17 protein-coding genes are annotated in these 16,240 nt (G+C 74.6%); 7 read left to right on the forward strand and 10 right to left on the reverse strand.

Features of this window, described 5'->3' with window-relative positions; genetic code table 11:
• Positions 1–57 precede the first annotated feature (57 nt).
• Positions 58–870 carry a class I SAM-dependent methyltransferase gene (locus ACFPBZ_RS00665; protein WP_378034058.1) on the forward strand — a complete coding sequence of 271 codons (813 nt, stop codon included), beginning with the start codon at positions 58–60 and terminating at the stop codon, positions 868–870.
• A gap of 1 nt (position 871) precedes the next feature.
• Here the strand turns inward: ACFPBZ_RS00665 and dinB are convergent, their stop codons facing one another.
• A complete protein-coding gene (gene dinB, locus ACFPBZ_RS00670) occupies positions 872–2,131 on the reverse strand; it encodes a DNA polymerase IV (RefSeq protein ID WP_378034059.1) in 1,260 nt (419 codons plus the stop codon).
• 76 nt (positions 2,132–2,207) lie between these two features.
• On the opposite strand from dinB, the gene ACFPBZ_RS00675 reads away from it, so the two are divergent.
• From ACFPBZ_RS00675 to ACFPBZ_RS00695, 5 genes are read left to right on the forward strand one after another with little or no spacing between them, the layout of a single operon-like run.
• Positions 2,208–2,714 (forward strand): DUF2505 domain-containing protein, encoded by a 507-nt coding sequence (locus tag ACFPBZ_RS00675; protein WP_378034060.1) that lies wholly within the window; start codon positions 2,208–2,210, stop codon positions 2,712–2,714.
• Positions 2,714–3,829, forward strand: a complete 1,116-nt coding sequence (locus tag ACFPBZ_RS00680; RefSeq protein WP_378034061.1) for a nuclease-related domain-containing protein — start codon at positions 2,714–2,716, stop codon at positions 3,827–3,829. The genes ACFPBZ_RS00675 and ACFPBZ_RS00680 overlap by 1 nt, the downstream gene beginning before the upstream one ends.
• Positions 3,820–4,902, forward strand: a complete 1,083-nt coding sequence (locus tag ACFPBZ_RS00685) for a spore photoproduct lyase family protein (RefSeq protein ID WP_378034062.1) — start codon at positions 3,820–3,822, stop codon at positions 4,900–4,902. The genes ACFPBZ_RS00680 and ACFPBZ_RS00685 overlap by 10 nt, the downstream gene beginning before the upstream one ends.
• 22 nt (positions 4,903–4,924) lie before the next feature.
• The gene (locus tag ACFPBZ_RS00690) at positions 4,925–6,109 is read left to right on the forward strand and encodes an MFS transporter (RefSeq protein WP_378034063.1); all 1,185 of its coding nucleotides are present in this window, start codon (positions 4,925–4,927) and stop codon (positions 6,107–6,109) included.
• Complete coding sequence (locus ACFPBZ_RS00695) at positions 6,106–6,618, forward strand: hypothetical protein (protein WP_378034064.1); 513 nt, start codon at positions 6,106–6,108, stop codon at positions 6,616–6,618. Before ACFPBZ_RS00690 ends, ACFPBZ_RS00695 begins: the two co-directional genes overlap by 4 nt.
• A 142-nt stretch (positions 6,619–6,760) precedes the next feature.
• Here ACFPBZ_RS00695 and ACFPBZ_RS00700 read toward each other — a convergent pair whose 3' ends face one another.
• Together ACFPBZ_RS00700 and ACFPBZ_RS00705 are read right to left on the reverse strand one after the other, a co-directional pair.
• Positions 6,761–7,090 (reverse strand): TraR/DksA family transcriptional regulator, encoded by a 330-nt coding sequence (locus ACFPBZ_RS00700; RefSeq protein ID WP_378034065.1) that lies wholly within the window; start codon positions 7,088–7,090, stop codon positions 6,761–6,763.
• Positions 7,087–8,037 (reverse strand): diacylglycerol/lipid kinase family protein, encoded by a 951-nt coding sequence (locus ACFPBZ_RS00705; protein WP_378034066.1) that lies wholly within the window; start codon positions 8,035–8,037, stop codon positions 7,087–7,089. The genes ACFPBZ_RS00700 and ACFPBZ_RS00705 overlap by 4 nt, the downstream gene beginning before the upstream one ends.
• A gap of 287 nt (positions 8,038–8,324) precedes the next feature.
• On the opposite strand from ACFPBZ_RS00705, the gene ACFPBZ_RS00710 reads away from it, so the two are divergent.
• Positions 8,325–8,792 (forward strand): hypothetical protein, encoded by a 468-nt coding sequence (locus tag ACFPBZ_RS00710; protein ID WP_378034067.1) that lies wholly within the window; start codon positions 8,325–8,327, stop codon positions 8,790–8,792.
• A gap of 42 nt (positions 8,793–8,834) precedes the next feature.
• Here ACFPBZ_RS00710 and ACFPBZ_RS00715 read toward each other — a convergent pair whose 3' ends face one another.
• From ACFPBZ_RS00715 to ACFPBZ_RS00745, 7 genes are all read right to left on the reverse strand, one after another.
• The gene (locus ACFPBZ_RS00715) at positions 8,835–10,055 is read right to left on the reverse strand and encodes a glycoside hydrolase family protein (RefSeq protein ID WP_378034068.1); all 1,221 of its coding nucleotides are present in this window, start codon (positions 10,053–10,055) and stop codon (positions 8,835–8,837) included.
• 99 nt (positions 10,056–10,154) lie between these two features.
• The gene (locus tag ACFPBZ_RS00720; RefSeq protein WP_378034069.1) at positions 10,155–10,649 is read right to left on the reverse strand and encodes a hypothetical protein; all 495 of its coding nucleotides are present in this window, start codon (positions 10,647–10,649) and stop codon (positions 10,155–10,157) included.
• Between the two features lie 18 nt (positions 10,650–10,667).
• Positions 10,668–12,608, reverse strand: coding sequence for a primary-amine oxidase (locus ACFPBZ_RS00725; RefSeq protein WP_378034070.1), 1,941 nt, complete (start codon positions 12,606–12,608; stop codon positions 10,668–10,670).
• Complete coding sequence (locus tag ACFPBZ_RS00730) at positions 12,605–14,149, reverse strand: APC family permease (protein ID WP_378034071.1); 1,545 nt, start codon at positions 14,147–14,149, stop codon at positions 12,605–12,607. Before ACFPBZ_RS00730 ends, ACFPBZ_RS00725 begins: the two co-directional genes overlap by 4 nt.
• A gap of 155 nt (positions 14,150–14,304) precedes the next feature.
• Positions 14,305–14,469, reverse strand: coding sequence for a hypothetical protein (locus ACFPBZ_RS00735; protein ID WP_378034072.1), 165 nt, complete (start codon positions 14,467–14,469; stop codon positions 14,305–14,307).
• A gap of 96 nt (positions 14,470–14,565) precedes the next feature.
• Complete coding sequence (locus ACFPBZ_RS00740) at positions 14,566–14,877, reverse strand: DUF4326 domain-containing protein (protein WP_378034073.1); 312 nt, start codon at positions 14,875–14,877, stop codon at positions 14,566–14,568.
• The gene (locus ACFPBZ_RS00745) at positions 14,856–16,064 is read right to left on the reverse strand and encodes a cysteine desulfurase-like protein (RefSeq protein ID WP_378034074.1); all 1,209 of its coding nucleotides are present in this window, start codon (positions 16,062–16,064) and stop codon (positions 14,856–14,858) included. Before ACFPBZ_RS00745 ends, ACFPBZ_RS00740 begins: the two co-directional genes overlap by 22 nt.
• Between the last annotated feature and the right edge of the window lie 176 nt (positions 16,065–16,240).

Here is a 16,240-nt window from a genome sequence, read left to right on the forward strand (position 1 = left end):
GAGACGGGTAGAGAGCTGTCCCGTTGTCTCAGAGAGAGACACCGCAGAGGGGGTTTCGTGGCGGATCCCGAGGAACTCCGGGCGGCCCAGCGACGGGCCTGGGACGGCCCCGCCGGGGACCTGTGGAGCGTGCTCGCCGACTGGTTCGAGCGCGGGGTGGCCGACTACGACGAGGCCTACCTCGCGGCCGTCGACGCCGGCCCCGCCGACCGGGTGCTCGACGTCGGCTGCGGCCCGGGCGCGCTCACCCTCGCGATCGCCCGCCGGGCCGGGTCGGTGACCGGGATCGACCTGTCCCACCGGGTGCTCGAGCTCGCACGCACCCGGGCCGGGGGTGCCGACGTCACCTTCCGGGTGGCCGACGCGGAGACCGACGACCTCGGCGAGGACGCCTACGACCTCGTCGTGAGCCACTTCGGCACGATGTTCTTCGCCGACCCGGTCGCGGCGTTCACCAATCTGCGCCGCGCCCTGCGCCCCGGCGGCCGGCTGGTGCTGCTCGTCTGGCAGTCGCGCGCCGCCAACCCGTGGCTCGTCTCGGTGCTCGAGACGCTCGGTGCCCCCGCGCTCCCGCCCGACGAGGGCCCGAGCCCGTTCGGCCTCTCCGACCCGGCACGGACGGAGGCGGTCCTCACCGCGGCCGGCTTCGTCGACGTGGTCGTCGAGCCCCGGGTGGGGTCGATGTGGTTCGGCGAGGACGTCGACGACGCGGCCCGCCACCTCGAGGTGCAGCACGCGGCGCTCCTCGGCGGCCTGGACGCGGACGACCGCGAGCGGGCCCTCGAGCGGCTGCGGGGCGACCTCGCGGCCCACCGCGGCGCCGCCGGCGTCGCCTACGACTCCGCGGTCTGGTTGGTCACCGCCAGGTAGGTCACTCGTGCTCGGGCAGCACCGGCACCGAGATCCCCGGGTCGCGCCCGAGCTGGGTCGCCCGGCCGACCGACGCCGCACCGAACCGGGCCCGGACCGCGTCAAGGGCCCGGTCGAGCGCCGCGGAGTCGCGGGTGTCCTCGGCTGCCGGACCGCCCGCGAGCGCGGTCCGCTCCCCCGCGTCCTCGGCGAGGGGCAGTTCGAGCTGCTCGCGGCCCTCGCCGTCGAGGTTGGCCAGGGAGAGCCCGAGCAGGGTGATGCCGCGGTCGTGGATCGTCGGCATCGCCTCGGCGAGCAGGGTGCGCGCGGCGTCGTCGATCGGGTCGGTGCGGGAGGTGGCGGTGCGCAGCGTGTGCGAGCGCGTGACACGGGTGAAGTCGCCGAAGCGCAGGCGCAGCACGACGGTCCGGCAGGTGCGCCCGCCCTCGCGCAGGCGGCGGGCGAGGCGGTCGACGATGCCCGCGAGGATCGTGTCGAGCTCCTCGGCGGAGCGGCGCCGGTTGCCCAGGGCGCGCTGCGAGCCGATGGACCGTCGGCTCACGCCCGGGGTGACCCGCCGCGGGTCGGAGAACGTGGCCAGGGCGTGCAGGTGGTGCCCGGCGGCCGGGCCGAGCAGGGAGACGAGGGCCTGCTCGCCGAGGGTCGCCACGTCGGCGACGGTGTGCACCCCCATCCCGTGCAGCTTGCGCGCCGTCACGGCGCCGACGCCCCACAGCCGCTCCACGCGCAGCGGGTGCAGGAACTCCCGCTCCCGGTCGGGGTCGACCACGAGCAGGCCGTCGGGCTTGGCGACCCCGCTGGCGACCTTCGCGAGGAACTTCGTCCGGGCCACGCCCACCGTGATCGGCAGCCCCACCTCGGCGAGCACCCGCCCCCGCAGCCGGGCCGCGATGTCCTTCGGTGTCCCGACGAGGCGCGCGAGCCCCCCGACCTCGAGGAACGCCTCGTCGACGGAGAGGCCCTCCACGAGCGGGGTGGTGTCGCGGAAGATCGCGAAGACGTCCTTGCTGGCGGCCGAGTACGCCTCCATCCGGGCCGGCACGACGACCGCCTCGGGGCAGATCGCGCGGGCCTGGCGCCCGTTCATCGCGGTGCGCACGCCGGCCCGCTTGGCCTCGTAGCTGCAGGCGAGGACCACCCCGCCGCCGACGAGCACCGGGCGTCCTCGCAGGTCGGGGTCGTCGCGCTGCTCCACCGAGGCGTAGAACGCGTCGAGGTCGGCGTGCAGGATCGTGGCGGCGCCCCCACGATCTCCCGACACGTCGTCCAGTGTGCACTTCTCCGGATGGACGGGATCGGCCGTCGCGGTCCGCGCCGCCGTAGCAGAATGGCCGATCGTGACCAAGCGACTCCACGCGAGCCGGGGCTACCCCCACGACGTGGCCGACTTCGCGGACGCGCTGGCCGACCCGGGGTTCCACCGGGCGCGGCTCGACGCGGGGGGCGGGGGCGAGGTCGAGCGCCACGAGGTGTCGGGCTCCCGCATCGTCGTGGTGGTCCGCCAGCCCGTCCCCGCGGGGCAGATCCCGCCCGCGCTCGCCCGGCTGCTCACCGGCGGCCTCGAGCTGCGGCGCACCGAGCGGTGGCAGGTGTCCGACGAGCGCTGCGCCGGCACGGTGCAGGTCGCGGTCCCGCTCGCGCCGGTGCGGGCGGAGGGCACGATGACGGTGGAGCCCCGCCCGGTGGGTTGTCAGCTCGACGTCGACGTGGACGTCACGGTGACCATCCCGTTCGCCGGGGCCCTGCTGGAGTCCGCCGTCGTCGACGGCGTGCGCCAGCTGACCAGCGTCGAGCACGACAACATCACCCGCTGGCTCGACGAGCAGCGGGCACGGGAGGCCTGATGCCCGCCAAGCGCAGCCGGCTCGGCCGCGGCGACAAGATCGTCGTGACCTCCCCCTACGGCTCCCGCCTGGGTACCTACGACCTCAGCACCGGCGAGGTGTCCGACGTCGCCCCCGCCTTCCGCGACACCTTCATCGCCGAGCTCGACGAGTGGCTCGCCCGGCACGGCGCGTCGCCCTTCCCCGGGTTCGGGCCCACGGGCGCCCCCGTGGAGACGCCGAGCCGGCGGACGCGGATGACGTCCCGCCTCAGCGACACCCTCGGCTTCCCCCGCCTGACGGACCCCCCGACGGGGGAGACGCCCGCGGCCCCGCCCACCCCGGCGCCCCGCGCCATCGAGGCGGGGGTGGCGGCCCCGGCCGGCGGCTGGTCGGCCGACTCCGCCGACGGCTACCGGGCCGACGCCTTCGACGACACCGTCTCCCACGCCGAGGCGGCCTCCCGGGGCGCCGCGGCCCCCGACCGCCGCCTCGCCCGCGGGCGCGACCTCGCCCGCCACATGCCCGACCACGGGCTCGCCCGGTCCGCCGCCCGCGCCCGCGCGGCCGGCGACCGGGAGCTCGACAAGTCGCTGCGGTTGCAGGCCGACGCCCGGATCACGGTGGCGCAGTCCCTGGGCCGCGAGATCCAGGCCCCGGTCTCGTCCCGGCTGGGCCGGACCGCGCGGTGGCGGATGCTGCACGGCATCGACATGACGGTGGGCTCGGAGCGGGTGGTGATCGACCACCTCGTCCTCTGCCCGGGCGGGGTGTTCGTCCTCGAGGACCGCCACCAGCCCGGCGGCAAGGTCCACACGTCGACCTCCGGGCTCGAGGTCGACGGCGTGCACGTCGACCTCGCGCGCATCCGCACCATCGGCGAGGAGGTGCACGACCGCATCGCGGAGGCGATCGCCCTCGCGGCGGGCGCCCAGGAGCTGCTGAACCCGCCCCCGGTGACGCCGGTGATCGTCGTCGTGGGGGCGACGATCGTGACCCACAGCCGCCCGCGCGGCGTGATCGTCACCCGGCCCGGGGACCTCGGCCGGGCGCTACGGACCCGCGGCGAGCGGATGACCCCGGCGGCGGTCGAGGAGACCTACGCGGTGGCGCGGCGCCCGGACACATGGGAGTAGCGCCGGGCGACCTGCGCGAGCGGCTCCTCGACATCCGGACGATCTGGGCCGAGCCCGCCTCGCTGGCGAGCATGCGGGGCCAGGACGTGCTCGCGCGGTTCCCCGACGCAGCGGTCCGGGAGGTCGCGTCGCACTGGGCGATCCCCGAGCTGCACGGCAACGAGGGCAACGTCGCGCGCTGGGTGCGGGTCAAGGCCGAGAACCTGGTGCTCGGGGAGAAGAAGTCGCTCACCGTCCGACCCAACGGGCGTTCGGCCGACTTCATCGCCCCGTCGTCGGCGAACGGCTGCGCCATGGCGTGCGCCTACTGCTACGTCCCGCGCCGCAAGGGCTACGCCAACCCGATCACGGTGTTCACCAACGTCGACGACGTCCTGCGCGCCGTGTCCCGCCACCTCGCCCGGACCGGGCCCAAGGGCGAACCGAACCAGTGCGACCCCGTCGACTGGGTCTACGACCTCGGCGAGAACTCCGACTGCTCCGTCGACGCCCTCGTCAGCGACGCCGTGCCCGACGCGATCGCGCACTTCCGCTCCCTGGCGGGCGCCAAGGCATCGTTCGCGACGAAGTTCGTCAACCGGTCCCTGCTCGACCTCGACCCGCGCGGCGGCACCCGCGTGCGCTTCTCGCTGATGCCGCAGGAGGACGCGACCCTGCTCGACCTGCGCACCAGCTCGATCGACGAGCGCATCGGCGCGGTCGACGACTTCCTCGCCGCCGGCTACGAGGTCCACCTCAACTTCTCGCCGGTGGTCCTGCGCGAGGGCTGGCAGAGCCGGTGGGCGGCGCTGCTCGACCAGCTCTCCGCCACGCTCTCGCCGGCCGCCCGCGCCCAGGCCGCGTGCGAGATCATCCTGCTCACCCACAACGAGGGCCTCCACGAGGTCAACCTCGGCTGGCACCCGAAGGCCGAGGACGTGCTCTGGCGCCCGGAGGCCCAGGAGCGCAAGACGTCGCAGAACGGCCAGGACAACGTCCGCTACCGGGTCGACGTGAAGCGGCGCGCCGTCGCCCGGTTCCGCGAGCTCGTCGCGGTCCACGCGCCCTGGTTGGCGATCCGGTACGCCTTCTGATGGGGGCGACGGGGGGACCGGCGTGACGGCGGTCGTCGACCGCCGCGCCCGCGGTGCGGTGATGGCCCTGTTCGCGGTCAACGGCGCCACCTACAACTCGCTCGTCCCGCGCTTCCCCCAGATCCGCGACGAGCTCGGGCTCTCCAACGCCGCGCTCGGGGCCGCCATCGCCGCCTTCCCGGGGGCGGCGCTCGTGTTCGGGGTGCTCGCCGGGCCGCTGCTGGCGCGCTTCGGCAGCGGGCGGGTCGCGGCGTCGGTGTCCCTGCTCGGGGCGCTGCTGCTCCCCCTCGTCGCACTGGCGCCGGGATGGTGGGCCCTCGCCGCGGCGCTGTTCGTCCTCGGGGTCACCGACGCCTGGACCGACGCGGCGATGAACGCCCAGGGCCTCGTCGTGCAGGGGCGCTACGGCCGCTCGATCATGAACGGGCTGCACGCCACCTGGAGCGTCGCCGCGGTGGGCGCCGGGCTGCTCGGGGCGGCCGCCGCCGGGCTCGGTGTGCCCGTCGGCTGGCACCTCGCGGCCGTCGCGGCGGTCCTGGTGGTGGCGTCCGGGGTCGCGTGGGTCTCCACGGTGCCCGACCCCCCGCACGGGGCGGGGGACGCCTCGTCGTCGGGGAACGTTCTCGCGGTGCTGCGCTCGCGGCCGGCCCTGCTGGCCTTGCTGGCGATCGCCGGGCTGATGGTGTGCTCCGGGGCGGTCGAGGACTCGTCGGCCTCGTGGGGCGCGGTGTACCTGCGCGACGACCTCGGCGCGGGTGCGTTCGTCGCGGGCCTGCCCTTCGTGGCCTTCCAGGTCCTCATGACCGCCGGCCGGATCGGCGGCGACCGCGTGGTCGACCGCTTCGGGCCGGTGCGGGTGGCGCGGGTCGGCGCCCTGGTGGCGGCGCTGTCGCTGGCGGTCGCGCTGCTCGTGGCGCACCCGGTGGCGGCGATCGTCGGGTGGGGGCTCGCCGGGCTCGGGGTCGCGACGCTCTTCCCGCTCGCCTTCTCGGCGGCGGGCGTCGTGCCGGGGGTGCGCCCGGGCGACGGGATCGCCGTCGTCGGGTTCCTCGCGCGGCTCGGCTTCCTCGCCACGCCCCCGGTGATCGGGGCGGTCGCCGACGCCTCGACGGTGGGCACCGGGCTCGTGATCGTGCCGGTCGCGGCCCTGGGGGCGGCCCTGCTCGCGCGGTCGCTGCGGCCCCGTCGGGCAGACTCGGCGCCGTGACCCCCGACGAGGCCGCGGCCGTGCTGGGCGCCCCGCCGGGCGACCTCGACGAGACCGTCGCGGCACTGCCCGGCGCCCCCGGGCTCTACGCGTGGTGGATCGACCCCGACGCCGTGCCCGCCCTCGGCACCGGCCTGCTGCACGTGGGCGCCGCGCGGATGCTGCGCAACCGGATCCGTCGTCAGGACCTCTACCGCACCGGCGTGTCGCGCCTGCGGCGTGTGCTCGCGGGCCTGCTGCTCGACGACCTCGCGCTGGCACCGACCTGGGTCGCCGACGTGGTGCTGCCCAAGGCCGACGAGGAGCGCCTCAGCGCCTGGATGCGCCCGCGCCTGCGCCTGACGGCCCTTCCCGACGATGCCGCGGCCGAGCTGCTCGCCCCGGTCGCGGCGCTGCTGGGGCCCACCGGGCTGGAGTCGGACGCGGCGGCGCGGGCCGAGGAGCGCTTCGTCGCGGCGGCCGGGGAGAAGGGGCCGCGCGAGGCCGGGGTGCCGTTCCGGCGTCCGTGAGCTGCTGGCCCGGATGTCAGCGACGTGCCATCGCGGACACCGAGTGTCAGCGAGGTGCCATCGCTGACAGCCGGGGGCCGGAACGAGCGTGGCGCCTGACTGACGTCCGGTGTCAGCGACGTGCCATCGCTGACACCGCGGGTCAGGCGTGCCGCACGCACCGGCGCGCGGACGGCCGGGCCTCCAGGCGCTCGCCGGGGATGTCGCGCCCGCAGACCTCGCACACCCCGTAGGTCCCGGCGTCGAGCCGGGCGAACGCCGCGTCGATCTCCACGAGGTCGTGGCGCGCCCCCTCGAGCAGGGCCTGGGCCTGCGCGCGGTCGTAGGCGATCGTCTGGCCCTCGGGGTCGTGCTCGTCGTCGCCCGAGCTCGCCGACGCCGTCTCGACGATGCCCGCGACCTGCGCCTCGAGCGCGGCGATCCGGGTCCGGGTGAGGTCGCGGGCCGCCGCGAGGTCGTCGGCCGCGCTCACCGGACCGTCGCGAGCCCGCCGGGCACCATCTCGATCGTCACCGGGGTGTCGGTGGGGAGCATGATCACCTCGCCGTCGAGCTGGAGCGGGAGCTCCTGGTCGAGCGTGCGGAACCGCAGGCGCCGCGCGCTCGGCTGCCAGCCCAGGCCCTTCCAGGCCGCCCGCAGCCCGGTGAGGAGCAGCCGGAACCGGCCGCGGTGGGGGATCGACACGATCTCGAAGCGGCCGTCGGCCGGGTCGCCGTCGGAGAGGCGCGCGTACTTCGCCATCTCGGAGAGGTTCGCGACGATGAGGCTGTCGTAGCGGCGCCGGCCGAGGTAGTCCCCGACCCCGACGCCGTCGCGCGACCCTCCCTCGAACGCCTCGAGCTCGATCTCGAAGGGCGCGAAGTGGAGGAACTCGCGGCCGGTGGTCCACAGCTCGCGCAGCGAGCCCTTGCCGCCGCGCTCGAGCGCGAGCGCCACGACCGGGGTGATGCCGAGGCCGATGTAGGAGTGGGCGTAGCGCACGTGGTCGCCGATGGTCAGGCGCAGGACGTCGAGGTACTCGACGTTGCCCGCGGCGATGGCCTCGGCGAGCGGGCGGCGGCGGGTGACGCGGCGGTGGTCGTTGGCGTTGCCCGCGGAGGTGACGGCGACGACGGTCCCGGTGTGGTGCCCGTCCCCGGCGGCCATCGCGCCGTCGACGACCTCGTTGTAGCCGCCGTCGCCCGACACCGAGACCACGAGCGGCTTGTAGGTCCGCGCTGCGCTCTCCGCGATGCGCCGGGCGTGCCCCGCGTACTCGGTGGGGACCATCTCGACGTCGAGGTCGGGAGCCTGCTCCTTGAGCTCGCGGGCCAGGGTCTGGGCCTTGCCCTCGCCGCCCCCGGTGCTGTTGGGGTTGTAGACGAGCAGGACGCCCCGGAACGCCGGGGCGTCGGGGGCCGAACCGGGCACGGCGGACACGAACCGGACAGTACCGCCGAACCCGGCCGTCGAGCGGAACGACGCCCTGGTCAGGGGGTGACGGGGGCCGCCCGCACCGCGTCGTCGTCCACCTGCGCCCACGGCTGGGCCGGACGGCCCAGCAGGCGGGCGAGGTCGTCGCTCGGGAGTGCGTGCGGCCCCTCGCGCGCGTCGACTCAAGGACAAGTCCGACGAGAGAAGGTCAAGGGAACGTAACGGCTGGGTCCACGATCTCGATCGGATTCACGCGCCATTTGGCGGCGCGAGGTCGGGGAGAGGACGGCTCGGTGGCACAGGCACAGAATGGCGACACGGCAAAGGGGTGCGGCTGCCTGCTGGCCATCGTCCTGGTGATCGGTGGCCTCGCGGCCTCGTGTCTGGGTGGCCCGGACGATCCGGTCGCGCGCCCCGCGTACACCGTGCCCTCGACGACGTCCACCACGTCGTCCCCCAGCTCCGCCGCTGCACCCGTGCGAGTGGTCCGTTACGAGTGCACCGACTTCACCTCTCAGCTCGAGGCGCAGTCGGCCTTCGACGCAGGCGGCCAGGAGCACCTGGACCCCGACGCCGATGGGCTCGCCTGCGACAACCACTTCGCCCGACGTTCCACGCCGGCTCCGCAGACGCGGTACACGGACAGCGACGACGACAGCAGCAGCAGCGGCTCCACCCGCCGTCGGACCGGGAACTCGGGACACCCCTGCCTCCCCGGGGAGCGCGACGGCGATGGCGACGGGTACTGCGGCGAGGGCTGATCCGCCGGCGTCGACCGGCGACGTGAGGTTGGCGCGCACCGCCTACGACGCGCGGGACACCGCTTCGAGGAAGTAGTAGTCGCCGTAGACCAGACCGCCGCCGATCTCCCCGCCGTCCGGGAAGTTGCCCACCGCGTCGGTCAGCAGCGCGGGACCGGTCGGCGCGACGTGCTTCGCGGCCAGCTCGTCGAGGGTCTGCGCGGCGGCGTCGCGGTAGCGCGGGTCGCCGGTCTGGTCGGCAAGGTCGAGCAGGCCCGACGCGGCGACGGCGGCCGCGGACGAGTCGCGCTCCGCGGTGGGGAGCGAGAAGTCCCAGGCCGGCACGCGCTGCCCGGGTGCGGTGTGGGCGAGCCACCAGTCGGCGGCCCGCACCGCGGCCGCCCGGAGCTCGGGGTTCCCCGACGCGCGGGCCTGCGCCGCGAACCCGTGGACGGCCCAGCCCTGCCCCCGGGACCAGGTCGACTCGGGGGTGGCGCCCTGCCACGTGTCCCGCTTCAGGAAGGCCCCGGTCGCCGGGTCGAACGCGGCGACGTGGGCGATGCTGCCGTCCGGGCGCTGGTTGGTCCGCGACACGGTCAGGGCGTGCTGGGTGGCGAGGTCACGCCACGCCGGGTCGCCGCCGGGCAGCGCGGCCGCCTGGTCGAACAGGGGCAGGTTCATGAGGCTGTCGACGATCACCGGGAACCGCCAGGCGCCGCGGCCGTCGACCGGCTCCTCGGTGAAGGGCTCGGTGTCGGTGTCCCAGCTCTTCACCGCCTTCACCGCCGGCGAGTACCGGGTGGCCAGCGAGCGGGCCGCGGTGACCACCTCGGCGCCGCCGTTCCCGGTCGCGCGCTGCTCGGAGCCGAAGCTGTACTCGGCGACGAACCCGAGGTCGTGGGTGTCGGTGCGGGTCACCTGCGAGGCGATCGGCGCCGTCCAGCGCTGCGCGCGGGCGGTCCAGGCCGGGTCGCCCGTGAGCCCCCGGGCCAGCCACAGCTCGCCGGCGAAGAAGCCGACGGTCCAGCCCCGGACCGGCTCGGTGGTCCAGGTCGTGGCGCCGCGCTGCACCGACCGCGGGAACCCGGCGGCCGGGTCGAGGGAGTCGGCCGTGGCGGCCAGCCGCTCGTAGGCCGTCGGCAGGACCTTCTGTACCAACGCCGGGAGTCCCGACGACGAGGCCGGCGCCGCCGCGGCCCCGGGCGGCGGCGGTGCCTGCGCGGGGGCGCCCCCGCACCCGGCCAGCAGGGCACCCACCAGGACCACAGCCGCCACACCCGTCACACGGCGAGGCTGCCCCGTCGTACGAAGGACCCCGCCCCGCGCCGCCGAACTCCCCACGATCGAGCCACCCCCCGGTGTCGGGGACGCACCGTAGCCCGATCAGCGCATGATCTCGACCAGCAGGACCCAGGCGTTGAACAGCCCGCCGAGCAGTCCTGCAACCACGGCGACGGGGAACCACGCGAGCCCGCCGAGCGAGGTCGTCAGGACGCCGATCCCCGCGAGCAGCGTGCTCACCGAGAGGACGAGGGCGGGCAGGGCCACCGCGGCGAACCACGCCACCACGGGCGTGTGCGGCGGCCGGTGCCCCGGCGAGGAAAGCCATCCGAGGGCCGGACCCACCACGGCGGCGACCACCAGCAGCTCGACCCCGAGCGCCCCCGGGCCCTGCGGGATCAGCACGGCCAGCGACACGACGATCGGCGTGGAGAGCAGGACGAGCGCGTGGGCCGCCCGCCCCGGGATGCGCGGGGACTCGACGATGATCCGCAGGTTGATCGAGATGGCGACGAACAGCAGGCCCGCCAGTGCGGCGAACGCGCCCGCCGCGGCGACCGCGAAGTCGCTCCAGGGCCCCGCGTCGTCCATGGCCATCCCGATCCTCCCGGCGGGTCAGTGGCAGGCCCCGGTCGAGCTCGGCGGCAGGTCGAGCGCGGGGTTGCCGTCGAAGAACCCGGTCGGCCGGAGCATGAAGCCGATCGTCGACACCGGCATCACCGGCCAGTCCTCCGGCCGCACCACGTGGTGGGCGCCGAAGGTGTACCAGACCACGACGTCGGAGCCCTCGAGCGGACGGTCGCCGTCGAGGTAGGTCGGCAGCCCGGTGCTGCGCGGCGCCTGCAGCGGGTAGTCGCCCGCGGCGAAGCGCTGCTCGGGGTCGTGCGCGGTGACCCACAGCGTGTGCTCGGTGAAGCCCGAGCGCGGCGCGAACAGGGCGTCGGGCGAGTACATCGGCGGCACCGTGGAGCCGGGCATGAGGGCGTAGGCCGTCGGCGCGCCCGTCGGCCCCGTCTCGGTCGTGCTCTCGATCTTCCAGAACCTCGCGGTCGCCTGCGAGGTGTCCCGCGCGCCCTCGGCCTCGTGGGTGATCGGCGTCCGGCGGGTGACCCAGGCGTTCCCGTGCGGGTTCGCCGGGCCGGGGCGTACCGGGACGGAGTCGATCTCGACGACGGTGTTGGCCGGCCCGTCGACGGTCATGTCGAGGCGCACGCAGAAGAAGTGCTGGTGGTTGGGGCCGTAGAGACCGGGTGCGACGAGCGTCCCGTACTCGGGCACCTCCCCCACCGCGATGGCCCCGGTGGAGATGACGCCGGTCAGCTTGACCTCGTACTCGATCAGGCCGTCGTTGTAGAGGTACCAGAAGTAGCCGTACTCGTAGTTCCCCACGGTGACGATCGACGAGATCACCAGCCGGCGCCGGCGGCGCACCTCGACGGCCTCGGTGCGGAAGTCGGTGTGCTTCCACGCGATGCCCGTGTCCTCCTCGTGCATGCAGACCGCGTTCGGGATGACGACCGCGCCGCCGTCCTGGTCGTTCACCACGCCGTCGAAGTAGTGGATGTGGCCCACGCAGTCGCAGCCTAGGGTCAGCGGGTTCGCGAGCCACCCGACGCCGTACTCGCCCTGGTCGAAGACGTTCTTGAACCGGTGCGTCGGGGCCGGGTCGCCGTAGGGGACGTACATCTCGGCGAGCGAGGCGCGGTGCAGCACCGGCCGGCGCCGCCCGCGGTCGTCGTAGGAGACGTCGTGCAGGACGAGGCCCTCGCGCGGGGTGAACCCGATCCGCAGGTGCCACTTCTGCCAGCTCACGGCGTGACCGTCGACGGTGAACGACGGCCCCTCGGGCTGGGTGATCTCGATCGGCTTCACGTCGTCGCGGATGGTCTCCACGCGCGGGACGTTCGCGGGGTCGTGGATCCAGGGCTGCTCGTAGTTCGCCGGGTGGGGCGGGAGGTCGACGATGCCGTGGTCGTCGACCTCGACGACCTGGCGGGCGTCGAGATCCACGGTCACGACGAGGCCGTCGACCGGCCGGGCGTAGCCGTGCTCACCGGGCGCCGAACGCATCCAGGTGAGCGGCCGGACGATGCGCCGGGCGGAGGGGTCGTCCTTCGGGGCGGTCCACGACGAGGCCCACGGGTCGATCATGGCGAGGTCGAGGTCGGTGATCCCGCGCCGCGCCATGGCCTCCTGCCAGCGGGGGTCGGCGCGGACGATCTCCTCGGTCGCGAAGAACTCCTCGGCCATCACCGGCGCCTGCACCCCGGGGCGGGCCCGCCAGTCGACGACGCTGCGGTCGGTGAGCGACACGACCGCCTCGTAGAGCATCCTCTCGCCGCGCTCGTAGAGCACGACCTCGGCCTCGCGGGGCAGCGCCCCGCCCGACGCGAGGGCCGCCTTCGACGGCTCGTGCAGGTGCACGAACACGAACCGCGCCGTCGGGCCGAGCCCGCGGGCCTCCTTGAGGATCGTCGAGGCCGCGGCGACCTCGTCGGCCGTCAGCGGCTCGAGCGGGTGGGCCACCTCGGTGCGGGGTTCGTCGAGCGCGGTCATGCCACGACCTCCTCAGGTGCGTCCAGCTCCGGGTCGGTGAGGGAGAAATGTCCGAGTCCCGCGTACACGGCGGGGCGACGGGCGCGCAAGACCAGGGCGACCACCACGCCGGCGACGAAGATCAGCGCCGGCACCCAGGGCAGCAGGGTGATGAACGGGACGCCCTCGGCGGCGGCGAGCTCGGCACGGTTGTCGATCAGCAGGTAGCAGGCGCCGACTATCGCGGCGCAGCCGACCACCGGCGCGAGCAGGGTCGACACGACGTGGAAGCCGTCCCGGGCGGTCGTCAGGAAGTAGCGGACGATGGCGACGCAGACGAGGGCCTGGACCGCGAGGATGCCGAGGACCCCGAGCAGCGGGGACCAGGTGCCGAGCTTGGTGAGCGCCGCCTCGGTGGAGGGGTCGTAGAGCACGAAGCCGAGCACGTAGAGCCCGACGAGCGTCGTGGTCGTCATCGCGGCCGTGCCCGGACCGTGGTGCCTCGTGGTCCGCGACAGGACCCGCGGGAGGACGCCCTCGCGGCCGAGGGCGAAGAGGTAGCGCGCCGCGGTGTTGTAGAAGGCCATCGCGCAGGCGAAGGAACTCGTGACGGCGAGGACCTCGAGGACCGCGGTCAGCCAGCCGCCGACGAAGCGGTCCGAGAGCGGGTAGAACGCCGACGCGTAGGTGCCGTTCAGCTGGTCGGACACCGCCTGCACGCTGCCGGTGAGCCCCCAGCCGGTGACGAAGGCGTACGAGACGATCATGTAGAAGATCCCGAGGCCGATCACCGAGCCGTAGGTCGCGATCGAGGCGATCCGGTGCGGGTCGCGCGACTCCTCGGCGTAGTTCGGGGCCATCTCGAAGCCGACCCAGGACCAGAACGCGGCGAACAGCGCGATGCCGGCCGCGGTCGTCCCGAAGATCTGCAGGGCGCCGGAGTTGGAGAACACCTGCGTCGGGTCGAACGGCGAGGCCGAGAAGCCCTCGGCGCCCCCCTGGGCGAAGATCGCGACCGCGAGGACGATCAGCGCGACGACCTCCCCGACCAGCATGACGCCGAGGACCTTCGCGGTGAGCTCGATGTGGAACCACGCGAGCGTGCTCATCACCGCGAGCCCGAGCGCCATGTAGAGCCAGGCGGGCAGCGCGACCCCGGTGAAGGTCTCGACGGTCGACGCCGCGAAGTAGCCCATCACGCCGATCACGGCGCCGGCGAAGATCATGTAGCAGAGCGCGATCAGCAGGCCGGACCCGACGCCGACGACGCGGCCGAGCCCCCGGCTGACGAACGTGTAGAAGCCGCCCGCGCTCGTCACGCGCCGGGACATCGCGATGTAGCCGACCGAGAAGATCGTGAGCGCCACCGTCGCCATGCCGAACGCGGCGGGCGCGGCCCACCCGCCGCCGTTCACCGCGACCGGGACGTTGAACAGCATGGCCGTGAGCGGCGCGGCGCCCGTGACGATGCAGAACAGGACCGACGGGAGGCCGAGCGCGTTGCCGGCCAGGCGCCCGTCCTGCTGCGGCGGCGAGGTGGTGGGTGGAGCCGTGGTGGTCATCGCGATCCCTCCGAGCGGGGTGCTGGCACCTCACTCTGGGAAGGCGATGTGTCGTGCGTGTCACGGTCGGCGAACAGCCCGGCCCCCTGACCTGCGGGAACAGGACGAAACCGGCGCATCCGCGCGTCCGACCACGCGCGGCTGCGGCGTCCGGCTCAGGCGACGGCCGTCGAGGCCCCGGCCCGTCGGGCGCGCAGCGCGGGCAGCACGAGCACCAGCGCGACGACGGTGGCGACGAGGTAGACGATGTTGGCCACCATCGACCCCGTCGCCGCCGAGGCGTCGGTGAACGCGAGGATCGAGAACAACCCGCCGATCACTCAGGACGACACCGACGGCGACGGGCGGGCGGCGCAGGAGAGGGCTCATGTCACCGGAGCGTGAGCCGGTCCGGGCCCGACGTCTGCCGTAGTCGACTACGGCATTCCTCCCGCCGCGACCCGCAGCAGCACGTCCGCGTGGCACAGGTCGTCCGGGGCGCACCAGCAGGCGAGGTCGTGCCCGGCGAGCTCGTCGCGCGCCTTCTCGATCAGCTCCGGGCGCTCCGCGAGCCACCGGCGGTAGAACGCGATCATGGTCTCCCGGTCGAGGGGGACGGTCCCGCCGTCGACCTCGACGTCCTCCCCGAGCCTGAACGGGTTCCCCCACGACGACGGCCGCGCGACCGTGATCGCCTCCTCGGGCTTGCGCCAGCCCTTGGCGCGCCTCAGCTGGATGCGGTCCGGCACACGTGCTCCAGCCCCTCGAGCAGCCGATCGACGTCCTCGTCGTCGGAGTAGGGCGCGAGCCCGATCCGCAGCGCGCCCGTGTCGCCGAGCCCCAGGCGCCGGGACGCCTCGATCGCGTAGAACGACCCGGCGGGGGCGAACACGCCCCGCTCCGCGAGCAGCTCGTACGCCCGGCGCTCGCCGCCCGGCACGCGCACGAGCAGGGTCGGCGTCCGGTGCGCTGCGCGGCTCAGCACCTCCACCCCGTCGAGGCGCGTGAGCCCCTTCTCGATCCGCGCCCGCAGCCGGTCCTCGTGCGCCTCGACCGCGGTCATCGCCGCGACCAGCCGGTCCCGCCGCGTCGCACCGTCCCCGAGCGAGGCGATGACGTCGACGGCGGCCGTGGTGCCCGCGAGCAGCTCGTAGGGCAGCGTCCCGAGCTCGAAGCGCTCCGGCACGGCGTCGGTGGAGGGCAGCAGCTTGTCGGGGCGCAGGCCCTCGAGGAACCCGGGGGCGGCGGCGAGCACCCCGCAGTGCGGCCCGAGGAACTTGTAGGGCGAGCAGAGCAGGACGTCGGCGCCGATCGCGGCCAGGTCGACGGGCGCGTGCGCGGTCAGGTGGACCGCGTCGACGACGAACACGGCCCCCGTCTCCCGGACCTGGCCGGCGATGCGCTCCAGGTCCGGCCGGGTCCCGACGAGGTTCGACGCGCCGGTCACCGCGACCAGACGGGTCCGCGCGGAGAGCACGGTCGCGACGTCGTCGAGCTCGGTGGTGGCCGGGTCGAGGTCGAGCCACCGGATCGTCGCCCCGGCCCGCTCCGCCGCGATGATCCACGGGCGGACGTTCGCGTCGTGGTCGAGCCGGGTCACCACCACCTCGTCGCCGGGACCCCAGCCCCGGGCCAGCGTCCGCGCGAGGTCCACGGTCAGCTGCGTCATCGAGCGGCCGAAGACGATCCCGCGCGGGTCCGCGCCGAGCAGGTCGGCCATCGCCTGCCGGGCCGTCCCGACGATGCCGTCGGAGAACCGTTCGGCGGGGGTCACCGTGCCGCGGTTGGCGATCGGCGCGGTGAGGGTCTCGGCCACGGCGCGGCCGACCTCGGCCGGCACCTGCGACCCGCCCGGCCCGTCGAAGTGGGCGTAGCCGCTCCTCAGCGCGGGAAAGCGGGCCCGGAAGGCGGCGACGTCGTACGCGGTTTCCGTCACGCCGGACATCCTCCCCCGAGGTCCACGAGCGGGCCCGCGTCGCGCCGGTGGCGGGTCCACCTGATCGGACGCTCACCCGACCGGGGGACCAGCGGGTTTCCCGGTGGGGAACCCGGGCCATTCCTCGGATACACCCACGACAAGCGGTACGGCGATGGCGACGAGCGGATCGAGGT

The organism is Actinomycetospora atypica (assembly GCF_042653685.1).
GTDB lineage: Bacteria > Actinomycetota > Actinomycetes > Mycobacteriales > Pseudonocardiaceae > Actinomycetospora > Actinomycetospora atypica.

What these genes read in the sequence shown, in the direction of transcription:
- ACFPBZ_RS00720 (WP_378034069.1), bottom strand. Translation starts at nt 10,649, where the DNA reads ATGGCCATGGACGACGCGGGGCCCTGGAGCGACTTCGCGGTCGCCGCG.
- ACFPBZ_RS00725 (WP_378034070.1), bottom strand. Translation starts at nt 12,608, where the DNA reads ATGACCGCGCTCGACGAACCCCGCACCGAGGTGGCCCACCCGCTCGAG.
- ACFPBZ_RS00685 (WP_378034062.1), top strand. Translation starts at nt 3,820, where the DNA reads ATGGGAGTAGCGCCGGGCGACCTGCGCGAGCGGCTCCTCGACATCCGG.
- ACFPBZ_RS00680 (WP_378034061.1), top strand. Translation starts at nt 2,714, where the DNA reads ATGCCCGCCAAGCGCAGCCGGCTCGGCCGCGGCGACAAGATCGTCGTG.
- ACFPBZ_RS00730 (WP_378034071.1), bottom strand. Translation starts at nt 14,149, where the DNA reads ATGACCACCACGGCTCCACCCACCACCTCGCCGCCGCAGCAGGACGGG.